At 64.8% G+C, this 13,944-nt stretch carries 14 protein-coding genes and 1 tRNA gene; 11 read left to right on the top strand and 4 right to left on the bottom strand.

Annotation, left to right across the window (positions count from 1 at the left end; all coding sequences use genetic code 11):
• Nucleotides 1–23 precede the first annotated feature (23 nt).
• From HQ312_RS22255 to HQ312_RS18980, 3 genes are all read left to right on the top strand, one after another.
• Nucleotides 24–1,115 (top strand): GGDEF domain-containing protein, encoded by a 1,092-nt coding sequence (locus tag HQ312_RS22255; protein WP_308123932.1) that lies wholly within the window; start codon nt 24–26, stop codon nt 1,113–1,115.
• Nucleotides 1,116–1,275: 160 nt separating this feature from the next.
• Entirely contained in the window at nt 1,276–2,412 is a 1,137-nt protein-coding gene (locus tag HQ312_RS18985) for a diguanylate cyclase (protein WP_056695894.1), read from the top strand.
• 25 nt (nt 2,413–2,437) lie between these two features.
• A tRNA-Thr gene (locus HQ312_RS18980) sits at nt 2,438–2,509 on the top strand.
• A gap of 286 nt (nt 2,510–2,795) precedes the next feature.
• On the opposite strand, the gene HQ312_RS18975 is transcribed toward HQ312_RS18980, so the two are convergent.
• From HQ312_RS18975 to HQ312_RS18960, 4 genes are all read right to left on the bottom strand, one after another.
• Nucleotides 2,796–3,053 (bottom strand): cytochrome P450, encoded by a 258-nt coding sequence (locus HQ312_RS18975; RefSeq protein WP_222640609.1) that lies wholly within the window; start codon nt 3,051–3,053, stop codon nt 2,796–2,798.
• A 175-nt stretch (nt 3,054–3,228) separates the two neighbouring features.
• Nucleotides 3,229–4,524: an MFS transporter gene (locus HQ312_RS18970; protein WP_222640607.1), complete on the bottom strand. Its 1,296-nt coding sequence runs from the start codon at nt 4,522–4,524 to the stop codon at nt 3,229–3,231.
• A 38-nt stretch (nt 4,525–4,562) separates the two neighbouring features.
• A complete protein-coding gene (locus HQ312_RS18965) occupies nt 4,563–5,051 on the bottom strand; it encodes a DMT family transporter (RefSeq protein ID WP_308123938.1) in 489 nt (162 codons plus the stop codon).
• 12 nt (nt 5,052–5,063) lie between these two features.
• The gene (locus HQ312_RS18960) at nt 5,064–5,243 is read right to left on the bottom strand and encodes a hypothetical protein (protein WP_222640603.1); all 180 of its coding nucleotides are present in this window, start codon (nt 5,241–5,243) and stop codon (nt 5,064–5,066) included.
• A 539-nt stretch (nt 5,244–5,782) separates the two neighbouring features.
• Here HQ312_RS18960 and HQ312_RS18955 point away from each other — a divergent pair.
• The 8 genes from HQ312_RS18955 to HQ312_RS18920 all read left to right on the top strand — a co-directional run bounded on the left by HQ312_RS18955 (nt 5,783) and on the right by HQ312_RS18920 (nt 13,933).
• The gene (locus HQ312_RS18955; protein ID WP_222640602.1) at nt 5,783–6,208 is read left to right on the top strand and encodes a GGDEF domain-containing protein; all 426 of its coding nucleotides are present in this window, start codon (nt 5,783–5,785) and stop codon (nt 6,206–6,208) included.
• 494 nt (nt 6,209–6,702) lie between these two features.
• The gene (locus tag HQ312_RS18950) at nt 6,703–8,310 is read left to right on the top strand and encodes a carboxylesterase/lipase family protein (protein WP_222626687.1); all 1,608 of its coding nucleotides are present in this window, start codon (nt 6,703–6,705) and stop codon (nt 8,308–8,310) included.
• A gap of 176 nt (nt 8,311–8,486) precedes the next feature.
• Nucleotides 8,487–9,326: a citryl-CoA lyase gene (locus HQ312_RS18945; RefSeq protein ID WP_222626688.1), complete on the top strand. Its 840-nt coding sequence runs from the start codon at nt 8,487–8,489 to the stop codon at nt 9,324–9,326.
• Between the two features lie 4 nt (nt 9,327–9,330).
• Nucleotides 9,331–10,230, top strand: coding sequence for a nitrilase-related carbon-nitrogen hydrolase (locus HQ312_RS18940; RefSeq protein ID WP_222626689.1), 900 nt, complete (start codon nt 9,331–9,333; stop codon nt 10,228–10,230).
• Entirely contained in the window at nt 10,230–10,658 is a 429-nt protein-coding gene (locus tag HQ312_RS18935) for a thioesterase family protein (protein ID WP_222626690.1), read from the top strand. Before HQ312_RS18940 ends, HQ312_RS18935 begins: the two co-directional genes overlap by 1 nt.
• Nucleotides 10,659–10,737: 79 nt before the next feature.
• On the top strand, nt 10,738–12,264 hold the full coding sequence (locus HQ312_RS18930) for a class I adenylate-forming enzyme family protein (RefSeq protein ID WP_222640600.1): 1,527 nt from the start codon (nt 10,738–10,740) through the stop codon (nt 12,262–12,264).
• A 117-nt stretch (nt 12,265–12,381) separates the two neighbouring features.
• Nucleotides 12,382–12,870: a MaoC/PaaZ C-terminal domain-containing protein gene (locus HQ312_RS18925; protein WP_222640591.1), complete on the top strand. Its 489-nt coding sequence runs from the start codon at nt 12,382–12,384 to the stop codon at nt 12,868–12,870.
• Nucleotides 12,871–12,874: 4 nt separating this feature from the next.
• Nucleotides 12,875–13,933, top strand: a complete 1,059-nt coding sequence (locus HQ312_RS18920; RefSeq protein WP_308117881.1) for an alcohol dehydrogenase catalytic domain-containing protein — start codon at nt 12,875–12,877, stop codon at nt 13,931–13,933.
• Nucleotides 13,934–13,944: the final 11 nt, after the last annotated feature.

Below are 13,944 nucleotides of genomic sequence, written 5' to 3'. Positions count from 1 at the left end.
GACACTGCAAGGACGGCCCCACCGTGCGCGTGCTCCCCGGAATCCCGGCGGCCGACGTCGACTACGAGAGCGTCGTGGCGTACCACCGCCACGGCACCGCGATCCGGCGAGCGCCGTACCTCATAGCGTTCGCATGCGTCCTGCTTCTCGTGAAGACCGGTGCGGATCTGGCCACCGTCCGAGGTGCCGGGTTCCGTCCGACGGTTCTCCTCGTGTCCGCAGCGGTCACCGCCGCTCTCGCGCTGTGGTGGCTCCGCGGACGAATGCCGGGTCGCTACGGATCGGTCGCGTTCGTGGCCGTCGCCGACATCGTCGTCCTCGCCCCGCTGGTGGTGCTGCCCCCGTCGTCGGTGATCGTCGTTCAGAGCGTGCTGTTGCTCGCGGTGGGTAACTACGCGAGCGCGTTCCACGGCCTGCGCATGTACCTCGCGCACAGCATCCTCGTCCTCGGGGTGACGACGGCGCTGGTGCTGCGAGCGCTCGCCGTGGGGTCCGAGAGCCTGGTCGTCGTGGCCGCGACCGCGGTGGTCGTCGCGTTCGTCGTGTACGGCGGATCCACGCTGAACCACGTCTTCTTCACCCAGCTTCGCGACGACGCGGTGCGGGCCCATCACGATCAGCTCACCGGGCTGCGCAATCGTCTGGGCCTGCTCGTCGACGTGGAGAAGCAGATCCGTGACGCCGCCGGCGTGCCGGTCACCATGTCGATCCTGTGCATCGATCTCGACGCGTTCAAGTCCGTCAATGATCGGCACGGCCACGCGGCCGGCGACGAGGTCCTCAGACGCGCCGCCGGTCGGATCGCCGCGGTCGCCGGGGACGCCGTCAGCGCGCGGACGGGCGGGGAGGAGTTCGCCCTCGTGGTCGTCGGTGTGGGTGACCCCGCGCCGGAGATGGCGAACGCCCTTCTTGACGCCATTCACCGCCCCGACGATCCCACCCCCGTCACTGCGTCCGTCGGTGTGTCCAGCGTCCCCGTGCCGTTCGGACGCGTCGATGTGCGTGACCTTCTGGACACGGTTCTCGCCTCTGCTGATCGAGCCATGTACGAGGCGAAACGGTGCGGTGGGCATCGCGCAGCCGTCGCGACGGGCGACGACGCGCACTGCCTCTGACGACCGGAAACCGTCCTATACCTCGTTCGGTCGGTCTTTTTCGGGCTCTGTTCCCGCAATGACCGTGTCGACCGGGGATCGTGTGCCTACCATTGCGGTCGACGACGGTGTGGGGACCACCGTCGACACTGTTGTCCGTTTCGATGCAAGGCTGGCTCGAGTGCGTGTTCTCCGCGAATGGTGGTCGTCCGACATCGACTACGCGTGGGTCGCCAATTACCACCGGACCCACGCCTACCTGAGGTCGGCGCCGTACTTCATCAGCGCGGCCTGCTTCCTGCTCGCAGTGAAGACGGTCGCGGATCTGGTCACAGCCCGTGACGCCGGACTCGGCGCATCCGGGTGGGTGTTCGCCGTGGCCACCGTCGTCTCCATCGCGCTCGGTCTGATGTGGGGTCGCGGCCACTTCCTCTCCCGGACGTGGTCGCTGCGCTTCGTCATCATCGGCGACGTCACCATCGCCGCGGTGCTGTTCGCGTTGCCGCCGTCCCAGATCGTCGTCATCTCCGCCGCGCTGTTGGTGACGGTGGGGAACTACGCCAATGCGTTCCACGGCGTGCGCGTCTTCGTCTGCCACGAGGCCTGGGCCATCGGCGTCGCCGGGCTGCTGTTCCTCCGACTGGTGACCACCACGTCGGTGGAGGTGTCCGCTGCCGTGTCGACCCTGGTCACCGTCCTCGTCGTCCTCTTCGCTGCGTCGTCGCTCAATCACCTGTTCTTCACCGCACTGCGTGACGACGCGGCGCGCGCGTTCTACGACCAGCTGACCGGTCTACGGAACAGACGCGGGTTGCTCGTCGACGTCGAGTCGATGCTCCGCAGCGCGCGACTCGCACCCGCCGACGGCGCCACCGTCGTGTCCGCCGTCTGCCTCGATCTCGACGCCTTCAAGTCCGTCAACGACCGCTTCGGCCACACCATCGGCGACGACGTCCTCCGCAGCGCTGCCGCCCGGATCGGTCGGGTGTCCTTCGACGCCGTCTCCGCTCGCATCGGCGGCGAGGAGTTCCTGGTCGTCGTCGCCGGCGACGAGTCGAGGGGACCGGCCGTCGCCCGCGCGCTGCTGCACGCCATCCATCGAGACGACGACGCGACACCGATCTCCGCATCCATCGGGGTGGCCTCCCTACCCCTGTCGCAGGCCCGCGGCGACACCGCCGTGATGCTCAACAGCCTGCTCGATCGCGCCGACGCCGCCATGTACCAGGCGAAGCGACAGGGCGGGAACAGGGTCAGCGTCGCCGACCCCGGAACCGACGGGGTGGGCGGGCGCCGGCAGGAGGGGCTCTCGTTATGATGGAGCCGCTCGGTTCGCCGGGCACGCCTCCTTAGCTCAGTGGTAGAGCACTCGCCTTGTAAGCGAGCGGTCTTCGGTTCAATCCCGAAAGGAGGCTCTTGAAATGCCTCTGAACAGCACAAATGCTCCGAAATAGCCTCATCTGACCTCTCGTTTCACGACTTCCTCCGTACGTCCATGCAGGTCCGCCACGGTCCATGGGCGTCCACGCACCTGCGAAATGCCCCGAAACTCGGCTCGCTGTCACGAGTTGTCACAACTCATCCTCAACTCGGTCAGTGAACTCGGGTGGACGTGTGTGGCTGTGGGTGGACTTCCGAGTGGAAGAGTCCACAACAGTCCGATGGACCTGTGGGGACTTCCGTGGACGGAAACCACTCACTTCACGGCCGGTTGCCGGTGGCGTGGACCCGGATCCGCTCGACCACGTCCGAATAGGTCGACAGGAAGTACAGGGCAAACGCCATCACACCGGCTGATGTCTCCTGGCCCGCAACCATGAAGGTGAGTATCTGATTGCGAATATTCTGATCGGACAGCCGCTTACCCCTCGCCCGGTCCGCGGTGTTCAGCGCCAGATCGAGAAGATCACCGCTCCTCGGGGCGTCTCGCTCGCGCCGCGTCGCGACGATAACGTCCACGAGTCACTGTGCCACGTCGATGTCGTCTCGGTGTCGGTTGCGTTCACGCCTGTAGATCGGCGCCTCGAGAGCGGGGTGGGAGTAGGCGGCGCGGTTGATGTATTCCAGTGCACGAGAGATCCGCAACGTGTGGCGATCACTGGAACGGAGTACGTTGCGGAGCAACGATCACCGATTATTTTCTGCTTGTGGCCCGGACCTCGCGGGAGGACGTGGCGGTCGGGTTCTGGCGACCGAGGCGTCGACTCAGCACCACTCCAGCAACAGTGCACGCACCCGCCACCACCATCATCACGGCGACCGGTAGCCAGTTGTCGGTCCCGCCGATGCTCGCCTCGGCGACGACGGGGGTGAGTCCGCCCGCGATCGCGAAAGAGACCTGGTACCCGAACGAGACCCCGGAGTAACCCACCTCGGGAGGAAAGAGTTCCGACAGGAAACCCGCCAGTGGTCCGTACATTCCGGCAATGCAGGCAAAGCATCCGACGAATCCCAGGAAAGCAAGCCACCACGAACCGGAACCGAGTAATGGCCAGAAGGCGAAACCCCAGGCGGCCACACCTACCGCACCGACTGTGATCGGAATTCTGCGACCGACAAGATCCGATATGAACCCGGATCCGATCAACATGGGAAGGTAGACGGCCTGGGCTGCCGTCGTCATGGCCAAGAGTTCACCGCTACTGAATCCGAATCGCTTTCCGTAGGCCACCGCGAAAACTAGAACCAGCGAATACGTTGCCGCGGTACCGATCGGCAGCGCAAACGACACGATCAGTTCGCGAGGGTAGTATCGGAAGATCTCGAGGAGGGGATGGCGGACGGTCCGGTCATCCTCCTTTGTGGCCAGGAACACCGGGCTCTCGTCAATATTTCGGCGCAGCCAGAATCCGAAGACCAGAAGGAAAATGCTGGCAATGAAGGGAATTCGCCACCCCCAGGTCTCAAACTGTCGGGAGGTGGTGACTGCAGCGATGATTGCCATGGTTCCCGAAGCAAGCAGGAATCCGACGGCGGCTGAGGCGCTGGTCAGCGATGTGAGAAATCCACGAAACCGTGATCGATGCCCGTGCTCGGCCATCATGAGTACTGCGCCGCCGTATTCGCCGCCCACGCCGATTCCCTGGATAATTCGCAGAATCACGAGAATCACCGGCGCGGTGATACCGATTTGTTCATAGGTCGGAAGTACCCCTGTGCCGAATGAGGCAACGCCCATCAGGACAAGCGTTACCGTGAGTATCTGCTTTCGTCCGATGCGGTCTCCGAGCCAACCGAAAACAATCCCGCCTATCGGCCGCGCCAGATAGCCGGCAGCGAAGGTGGCGAACGCCGCCAGGGTGCCCGCTGCGGGGCTGGCTCCTGAAAAGAATGCCTTATTGATGACGAGGCTCGCCACCACTGCGTAGATATAAAAATCGAACCACTCGATCACGGTTCCGATGGTGCTCGCCAGATAGGCCTTCTTCATTCCGTGACACCTTTCTCGACGGATCGCTTCGAGGAAAGCTAGTGAGGGTCGCGGGGAGCAAGCCAGTGGAGCATGTCCGGCTCATGGGCTGCCGGTTTGTGAATCCTCTGAAACATGACGGGCCCCAGTGTGCCTTCGTCTCCACGGGCGGGCCCGGCCCTGGAGCCGCTGACGAGGTGGAGCACCCCGATCGAGACGAGGATGAGGATCACATCGATCATCGCAGGCACGGTGAGTCGATCTCCGAGAACGAGGAACGCCAACTCGGTGGCCGTGGCGGGTTCGATGAGTGTGGCGACGACCGCCGCGCTCGCCGGTGCGGTACGCAGACCGGAGTAGAGCAATAGATACCCCGGTGTCATGGTGACGACACCGAGGTAGGCAAGGGCGAGAAACGACGTGGTGTCGGAGGTCACGACGGAACCTGTCGACGCTGCGATCGGGAACAGGAACGCGGCGCCGATCGCTGTGGAGGCCGTCGTGAGGGCAAGAGGCCTCACTCGTCCCGCCGTACGCATGCTCAGCACTGTCGTCACCGCTCACAGAACGCCCGAGCACGTGGCCATCCCCAACCCGAGCGCCCGATCACCGGAACCCGCGTCGCCGTGTTCTGCGGACGAGCTGACCAGAACGAGACCGATCACCGCCGCGATGACGACGATCTCAGCCCGGTCGACGGACGTGCGCGTGCGCGTGCGCGTGCGCGCCAGCTCTCCCACGCTGGCACGAGTACCGTTGCCGACCCCAGGCTCAGAACCGTGGCGGTGCTGGAACCGACATGGGTGATCGAGGCGAACCACAACGTCTGGTACCCGGCAATTCCTGCGCCTAGCATCGCGATTCGGGCCGGATGAGCGAGTACTGGCTCTCCTACCGAGCGAACCAACCCCAGGGACGCGGTGGCCACGACGAGCACGAGCGAGGCAATGGCGAGACGCTGCGCGCTGATGGCGATCGAGCTGAGCGCCGCGTGGGAGTGGATCATCTCGAAGGCTATGGGCGCTGTGTCCCAGAGAATTTCGGCCATACTGATCTGCGCGATTCTGCCCGGAGCGTTTCGGGTCCGAGGTCGGGTATATGACATGACAACCTCCTGCGCGCAAGAACGACGGGCACCGGCACGGCACGTTCTCGCAACGGCGCCTGGTGCCGTCGCTCGTGCGCTCGAACGGGGTGTGGGCGCTGGCGGCGGTCCGCGTGTTCACCGCCGTCACGGTGGGGGGGCCGACTCGTCGCGGCGTGGGCGACGATCACCACCGTGCTGGTGCCGACGATTCTGTTGGCATCCCTGCGCTCGTCCGTCACGGTGATGACGGCACGCCTGGTCGATCGTGCCGACACCGACCCGCTGACGGGCCTGCTCAGTCGTCGAGGTCTGACCGCACGGGTGGCGGTGATGCTCGATCAGGCCTGCTCCTCCGGTGTTTCGCTGCAGGCGTGCCTTGTCGACATCGATCACATCAAGTCCGTCAACGACGAATTCGGTCATGCGATCGGCGACGACGTTCTGGTCGAGGTCGCGGCGACACTGCATGCGGTGGCGGAGCCGGACGCGGTGGTGGCGCGGTTGGGCGGGGAGGAGTTTCCGGTGCTCGGTCTCGTCCCGAGCATGGGCGGCGTGGAAGGAAATCGTACGGGCGAGACGAGGCTGCGTACGTGCTCGCCGAACCATTGCCCCGGGTGAACCGTAGGAGCAGGTGAGTGACACATGAGCCGGCGGTTCGCAGAATCCCGCCGCTTCCCTGACATCACGGGCCTCTTATCTGCTGTCTCGCGGAAGACTTCCTGGTCGGAGGCCAACAATCATTGTTCTGTTTGGCCTACTTCCAGTACGCGCTGTGACTCAGGACTCGTAGCGTGTCCGCGGGTGGTCCGGGCTCGCGAGTACGACGACGGCTCGGATCACTCCGTAGGCAACTGCACCGATGCTCGGCGCAGGACGAGTGCGCAGGTTCGGGACGAATGGATCGCTGACAGCGGCCGCGGAACGAGTGCTGTGTGCACGCGGAGAAGGCCATGGAGGAGAGGACTCAGCGTTCTCTCGGTGTGGAGCAGGCTCCACGACGGAGTCGACTCCATGCGCCGATATCTGTTCGTAGTTCCACGATCGAAGGGTTGAAGATGAGCAGTAGTCCGCGAAGTTCGCGCCGAAGCTTTCTCAAGATTGCAGCAACAAGCATGCTGGTCGTCACCGGTTGTTCCACGGGGTCCGAGCAGGGTGCCGCGGCCGGTACAGGTACGCAGTCGGCCGCGACCGGCGAGGACCCGATCGTTCGACTTGCTGCCGGGTCGTTGCGCGGCATCAATTCTGACGGATTGAACGTCTACAAGGGGATTCCGTACGCAGCGCCTCCTGTCGGCAACCTGCGGTTCAGGGCTCCTCGTGCGGTGGTCCCATGGTCGGGAGAACGAGATGCCCGTACCTTGGGTCACCCGTCAGTCCAGACCAACGCCGACCTTTCGCCCTGGCTGGATCCGCAACCAGAGTCCGAAGATTGCTTGGTTCTCAATGTCTGGGCTCCGGAGTCGGGCAGCGCGGGCAAGCCCGTCATGTTCTGGATACACGGTGGCGGATATCAGGTCGGTTCCGCCGGCGCTCCTCTGTACGACGGCGCCAACCTGGCGCGCACGGAGGATGTCGTGGTGGTCGGGGTCAACCACCGGCTCAACACATTCGGCTACATGTGGCTCGGCGATCTGGTCCCGGAACTGGCCGGCGACGGCAACCTCGGGCAGCGCGACTTGGTCGCTGCGCTGGGCTGGGTCCGCGACAATGTCGCGGCGTTCGGGGGTGACCCGTCGAACGTGACGGTGTTCGGCGAATCGGGTGGCGGCGGCAAGGTCAGCTCTCTGCTCGCTACGCCGTCCGCACGCGGATTGTTCCATCGGGCGATCGTGCAGTCCGGTTCGGCGCTCGAGATTCAGACCAGGGAGCAAGCGACGGAAGCGGCGCGCGCCACGCTGGCGAAGCTGGGTGACGGCACCTTCGACGTGAACAGATTGCAGCAGATCGGGGTCGCAGAGCTGAAGGCGGTATCGGGTGACCTCGGGGCCCCGTATGGACCTGTACTCGACGGTGACTTCATGCCGCACCAGACGTGGGAGGGCGGTGCGCCCGCAGAAAGCGCTGGTGTCGCGATGATGATCGGCAACAACACCCACGAGATCGTGCTCTTCCAACCCGATTTTGCCGATCCGATCGCGGACGACGCTCAGCTGGAGCAGCGATTTCGGGCAGCGAGCTTCTCGCCTGCACTCTCCCCGGAGCAGTACCGAGGGTTCCTGGAAGGGCACCGGGCGCTACAGCCGACGGCCGACCGACACCATCTGTTGGCCGCCATGACATCGGATCCAGCGTTCTTCCGGGACGCACGGCAGCAAGCAGACCTCAAAGCCGCCCAGAACGCAGGGGATGTGTTCTTGTACGAGTGCACCTGGGAAACACCGTGTTTCGGCGGTCAATGGGCGGTGCACGCCGGTGAGATCCCGTTGGTTTTCGGAATCTTGTCGTATGAGTCAGCGTGGGACGGTCTCGACAGTGACGCCGCGCGTGCAGCGGCCGATCCGCAGAACCATCAAGCTCGACTGTCACGAGAGATGATGGCGGCATGGGCACGTTTCGCGCGTGACGGCAATCCGTCGTCTCCCGCTCTCGATTGGCCCCGATGGGACGACCGAACTCGTAGCACCATGGTGTTCGCGGGTGAGAAATCCGTATCGGTCAGTGGTTATGCAGACGAGCGCCTCGCCTTGGTGGAGGGGTTTCCGAAGAACCCCATCCTGTAGTCACCTGGAACCACGACATGGACTCGACGCGATGGGTGGGCGATCTCGCTCACCCATCGTGAGGCTTCCAATGGATTCGCGTTCCCTTGGTTGGTACGCCAGCGGCTTATCGCGTTCGAACGGCCTAACGTCGGCCTCAGCGACGTCACCCATCCACATTCGACCGGAAGCAGCGTATGAGTGAGAGCACGGAAACCTCGAAGTACTGGCACACCGAGATCAGCGAGATCACGCCGGAAACGGTGTACGTCCGCGGCTACAAGCTCGACGATCTGATCGGTCTGTCCTTCACTGCGTCCATCTACCTCATGATCAAGGGGCGGTTGCCGTCTCCCCAGGAGACCCGTGTCCTCGATGCGGTGATGACCGGTGTCCTCGACTACGGCCTGGAGAAGTCCGGTACCGCGGCAGCACGCTACGTCGTGTCGTGCAACCCGAACATGCAGGCCGGCATGGCCGCTGCGACATTGAGTGCCGGGGACTACGGGCTGGCCACCGAGAACACCGCCCGCTTCATCGCTGAGACCCATCGGAGTTTCGTCGAGTCGGGCGCCACCGACATGGACGCCTTCGCCGACGACGTGGTCGCGGACGCCCGCACGAACAAGCGTCGCATCCCCGGCTTCGGCCACCCGGTGTTCAGGAACGTCGACCCGCGTGCGCAGATATTGAAGGACATCGCCGTCGAGGCGGGGTTGTGGGGTGAGCCGGTCGAGTTGTACGAGGCCGTGCACCGCGCCTTCATCAAGACTCCCGGTCGTGAGCATTTCCCCATGAACGACGTCGCAGTGATGGCCGCGATCACAGTGGCACTCGGCTTCACCCCGGAGGAGTCCACTGCCCTGGCGATCATCGGAACGCTGCCCGGCATCGTGGCCCACATCTCGGAAGAAATGACTTCGCGGAAGGTGCAGCGATCGATTCCCCGCGACACCGTCGACTACGAGGTGTCGCGGCGTGATCTCCGGACCGACTTGGCAGCGGCCGGCTGGCCGCAGGAACACAAGGAGAGCTGACGCAATGACCACCCTCAGGATCGCGACCTCCACATTCGAGCTGCGCTCGGAGAGCAGTGTCGACTCACTCCTCGAGCACATGGGCGATATGGTGCGCCGCGCTGCCGAGGCCGAGGCCGAACTGGTGGTTCTTCCCGAGTTCGCCAGCACCGGGCTGCTCGGTTCGATCGCCGACCACGAGGTGACGGCGGCCACCATCATCTCGGATTACCGCGACATTCTCGCGCCTCTGTTCCACGACATAGTCCGCGGTGTCAGCGCCCTTGCTGTGGAACACGATGTCGTCGTCGTGGGGGGTAGTCACAACCGCATCGCCGAGGACGGCTCGCTGCGCAACACCGCGGTCATCGCTCACCCCGACGGGCGAGTGGAGTTCCAGGACAAGATCCACCTGACACCCAACGAGCACTCGATGGGTGCGCAGGGCGGCGATCAGGTGCTGGTGACCACGATCGGGCCGTTCACCGCCGGGGTACTCATCTGCGCCGACATCCAGTTCCCCGAGCTGTCCCGTTACCTGGTGGCACGCGGCGTCGACCTCATCATCTGCCCATCCCTCACCTGGAACCGCCGCGGCGTGCACCGTGTGCGCGTCGGATGCCAGGCACGCGCCATCGAGAACCAGCTCTTCGTGGTCATGTCGGCGCTCGTCGGCAACAGTGGGTTTCCTGTCGACGCAACCCTCTACGCCGTAGGCAACGCACTGGTGTCGACCCCGGTGGATCGGACGTTCGGCATCAACGACGGTCTCCTCGCGATTGCGGAGGATCAACGTGAGAACCTCGTGTTCGCCGACCTCGACCACGCTCTCGTCGAGAAGTCTCGAGCCAACCCCGAAGCACCCGGCCTGTCCCTGCGCCGTACCGAGGTGTTCGCCTCCCTGCGCTCCGAAGTCGACTACTGATGCCGGTGGTACTGCACCACCGGGTGCGTTACCACGAGACCGACGCCCAAGGGTTCCTCTTCAACAGCAGGTTCCTGGAGATCGCGGACGTGGGTCTGACCGAGTTCGTGCGTGCGGCCGGGTGGCCGTACCCACGGCTCCTCGCTGCGGGAGTGGACCCCTCGGTGGTCAGAGCCGCGGTCGAGTTCACCTCGCCGGCGCGCTTCGAGGACGTCCTCGCCGTCGATGTGGCCTGCACCCATGTGGGACGGTCGAGTTTCCGAATGCTCACACGGGTGACGCGTGAGAACACGGCGATCGCGGAGATGGAGCTGACGTACGTCGCTGTCGACCCCGTCGCCGCCACCGCCCGCCCACTTCCGGCCGATGTCGCAGACGCGCTGCGCAGTAGCCACATCGCACCGTCCATCTCAGGAGACTCCGAATGATTAGCTGCACCCTCGGAGACGGTGTCATCACCGCCCTGAGCTGGCCGGTCACGCACGTAGACGAGAAGTGAGAGAACTGATGGACGACCGTATGGCGTACTACCTCGCGGTACTCGAGAACAGCGCCGCCGAGATGCCCGACCACCCCGCCCTCATCGATGAGGGCGGCACTGTCGGGTATCGCGACATGATGACCGAGGTCGGCAGGCGTGCCGATATCCTCGTCCGCGCCGGAATGGTTCCGCGACAGCGGGTGGCTCTCGTGGCGGAGAACTCCGCCCGCTTCCTCATCACCGCACTCGCGGTGTGGAAGGCAGGCGGGGCTCTGGTCACCATCTACCCGTCCAGCGCGAAGGACGACCTCTCGTACAGCATCGCCGGCGCCGACCCAGCGTTGGTGCTGGTGGACCGGGCCTCCGCGCCCGCCGTGGCCGCTGCACTCACCGACCATCGTCCGACCGCCATGATCGACGGCGAGGACTTCACCGTGAACTCGGTCCGCGCGGACACGGCGCCCAGCCCCGACCATGTCCGTGCGCGGTTGCGTCTGATCACCTACAGCTCGGGCACCACCAATCGACCCAAGGCCATCATGGTCTCGGACGTTGCGCTGCTCAACGGAGCCGAAACCTTCACGTCCGTGTGGCATCTCGGCCGAGAGGATCGGACCGTCGTCGCGTTGCCCATGGCGTGGCTCTTCGGTCTCGCGTCGACCTCCATGGCGACGTTGTACGCCGGCGGCACCGTCATCGCGCTACGGCGCTCTCGACCGCAGATGATTCTCGATGCCATCGCCGATCACCGCGGGACCTTCCTCGGTGGCGTGACCACCATGTTCACCAAACTTGTTCGGCACCTCGACACCACTGTCGACAAGCCCGACGTGAGCAGCCTGCGACTCTGCGTATCCGGCGGTGAGGCGCGGAACGATGCAGCCTTCGATCGTTGGGCGTCTCACACGGCGGTTTCCGTGCTCGACAACTACTGCGCCACTGAGTGTTTCCCGCTGGTCACGTATGATCCCACGGTCGATCCCACCCCTGTGCGCGGTGCCGCGGGAACTGTCGTGCCGACCAACGAGTTCCGAGTCGTCGACGACCGAGGCCGAGAGGTCGAACGCGGGATGGTGGGAGAGGCCCAGGGAAGAGGGCCCGGATTGATGCTGGGTTACTGGGACGACCCGACGACCACGGCCGAGGCCATGGTCGACGGCTGGTACCGCATGCGTGACCTCGTGCGTGTCGACGAGCGCGGATACGTCCATGTCGTAGGTCGTCTGTCGGACATGATCATTCGCGGAGGGAGCAACATCTCACCCGCCGAGGTGGAGCGAGTGTTGCACTGCCATGCCAGTGTTCGTGCGGTCGCCGTGGTGGGCCTTCCCGACGAGATCTACGGCCAGAAGGTCGTCGCAGCCGTCGTCCTCGCAGACGACGCCGCCCTCGACGCGGATGCCCTGGGCGCGTTTGCCGCCGAGCAGCTCGCGTCGTTCAAGGTACCCACCGAGTACGTCGTGCTCGACGCGCTCCCGCAGAACACCACGAGCGGCAAGGTGGACCGCCGCGCCGTCGCTGAACTCCTGGCGGCACCGTCCGCACGGTCGTGACGCCGAACTCGTAGGAGAATTTCCTACAGACACGGCTGATCACCGGCGTGCTCACAGTACTGCTCGCGGTAACTGCGCTGACAGACTCGACCTCGAATACAACAGTCAGGAGCTTCAATGTCACAGCACGTAGCAACTCGTTCGGCCGATTCCAGCATCGGCGGTGGAATGTTCCTCGATGACTTCGAGGTCGGACAGAGCTGGACCTCGCCCGCACGCACCATCGGCGAGGCCGACCTGGTCAACTTCGCCGGGATCTCCGGTGATTACAACCCGTTGCACACGGACGAGGAGTTCGCCTCACAGACGCAGTTCGGCGGCAGAATCTTCCACGGTCCCGGCGTGTTCGCCATCGCGACAGGACTGGAATCGCGCCTCGGTATCAAAGAGGGCACCGCCATTGCATTCCTCGGCATGAATTGGTCACTCAAGGGCGCCGTCAAGATCGGTGACACCATCCGCGTCGAGCAGTCGGTCGGTGAGGTCAGGCCGTCGTCGTCCAAGCCCGACCGCGGAATCATCTCGTTCGAGGTCGAAGTTGTGAACCAGCGCGACGAGGTGGTCCAGGAAGGTCAATGGCTCGTGATGTTCAAGCGGAGGCCATGACCCGATGACTATGCGTGCACTGGTGAGGCGGGGGGCCTCGGCGATCCTCGAGACACGACCCGTACCTGTACCGGGTCCGACCGACGCCATTGTGAGGACGACCGCAGCGTCGATGTGTTCCGCCGATATCGCAGCACTCGTCGGGGACATCGATGTCCCCGACGGAAGAGTGTTGGGACACGAGGCGGTCGGCACTGTGCACGCACTGGGACATGACGTCGACGGTTTCGAAATCGGTGACCGGGTAGCGGTGTCCTCCGGAACCAGCTGTGGACGCTGCCGGAACTGTCAGCGGGGCTACGACGGACATTGCGGTGGACGCGAGTGGGGTGCGTACAGCTCCGGAGTGAGCCGCGACGGTAGCCTCGCAGAGTTCTTCACCGTGCCCGACGCGCGTCGAAACCTCGCTCCGATTCCGGATGGAGTGGAGGACTGGGCTGCGGTGTGCGCGGCTGATTCCTTGTGTACCGGTACGTCCGCGTACGAGCAGGCCGCCCTGCCGCTCGGGGGCGTGGTCGCCGTGTTCGGTCAAGGCCACGTCGGGCTCGGCGCCACGGCCGGCGGTCGGGTGTCGGGGGCAGGGCTGGTCGTCACCGTCAAGGCCCGTGCCGGCGGTGAAGACGTCTCTCGAGCGATGGGCGCGGACGTGTGCCTCAACCTTGCCGAGCACGACGTCGTCGCCGAGATCGACCGGCTCACGGAGGGTCACGGCGTCGACGTCGCCGTCGAGGCGAGTGGCGTTCGTGAGTCCTTTCCGCGGGCTGTCGAGGTGACTCGCTTGGGCGGCGTCATCTCGGTGCTCAGCTCGTACAACGGTCCACCCGACGCCGAGCTGTCGATTCCGTTGGCTCACTGGGGATGGGGTGTCGGTGACAAGACCGTGCTGTCGAATTTTGCGAGAACCGGTAACGAACGACTGGGTCGTGTGCTGCGGCTCGTGTCGACGGGTCGCCTCGATCCGGCGCCCATGATCACTCACCGCTACCGGTTCGACGAGGTCGACCAGGCCGTGGCCGACCTCCGAGCTCGTCGCGGAGTGATCAAACCTCTCATTACATTCTGACCAGCATCGAG

It is taken from the genome of Rhodococcus sp. BP-316 (genome assembly GCF_019836105.1).
Lineage (GTDB): Bacteria > Actinomycetota > Actinomycetes > Mycobacteriales > Mycobacteriaceae > Rhodococcoides.
The sequence above is the reverse complement of the archived record's forward strand: the minus strand, read 5'-3'. Positions and strand labels throughout refer to the sequence as shown.

Excerpts from the sequence above, each read along its gene's own strand:
- HQ312_RS18970 (WP_222640607.1), bottom strand. The coding sequence starts at position 4,524 with ATGAAGAAGGCCTATCTGGCGAGCACCATCGGAACCGTGATCGAGTGG.
- HQ312_RS18950 (WP_222626687.1), top strand. The coding sequence starts at position 6,703 with ATGCTGGTCGTCACCGGTTGTTCCACGGGGTCCGAGCAGGGTGCCGCG.
- HQ312_RS18945 (WP_222626688.1), top strand. The coding sequence starts at position 8,487 with ATGAGTGAGAGCACGGAAACCTCGAAGTACTGGCACACCGAGATCAGC.
- HQ312_RS18940 (WP_222626689.1), top strand. The coding sequence starts at position 9,331 with ATGACCACCCTCAGGATCGCGACCTCCACATTCGAGCTGCGCTCGGAG.
- HQ312_RS18935 (WP_222626690.1), top strand. The coding sequence starts at position 10,230 with ATGCCGGTGGTACTGCACCACCGGGTGCGTTACCACGAGACCGACGCC.
- HQ312_RS18930 (WP_222640600.1), top strand. The coding sequence starts at position 10,738 with ATGGACGACCGTATGGCGTACTACCTCGCGGTACTCGAGAACAGCGCC.
- HQ312_RS18925 (WP_222640591.1), top strand. The coding sequence starts at position 12,382 with ATGTCACAGCACGTAGCAACTCGTTCGGCCGATTCCAGCATCGGCGGT.
- HQ312_RS18920 (WP_308117881.1), top strand. The coding sequence starts at position 12,875 with ATGACTATGCGTGCACTGGTGAGGCGGGGGGCCTCGGCGATCCTCGAG.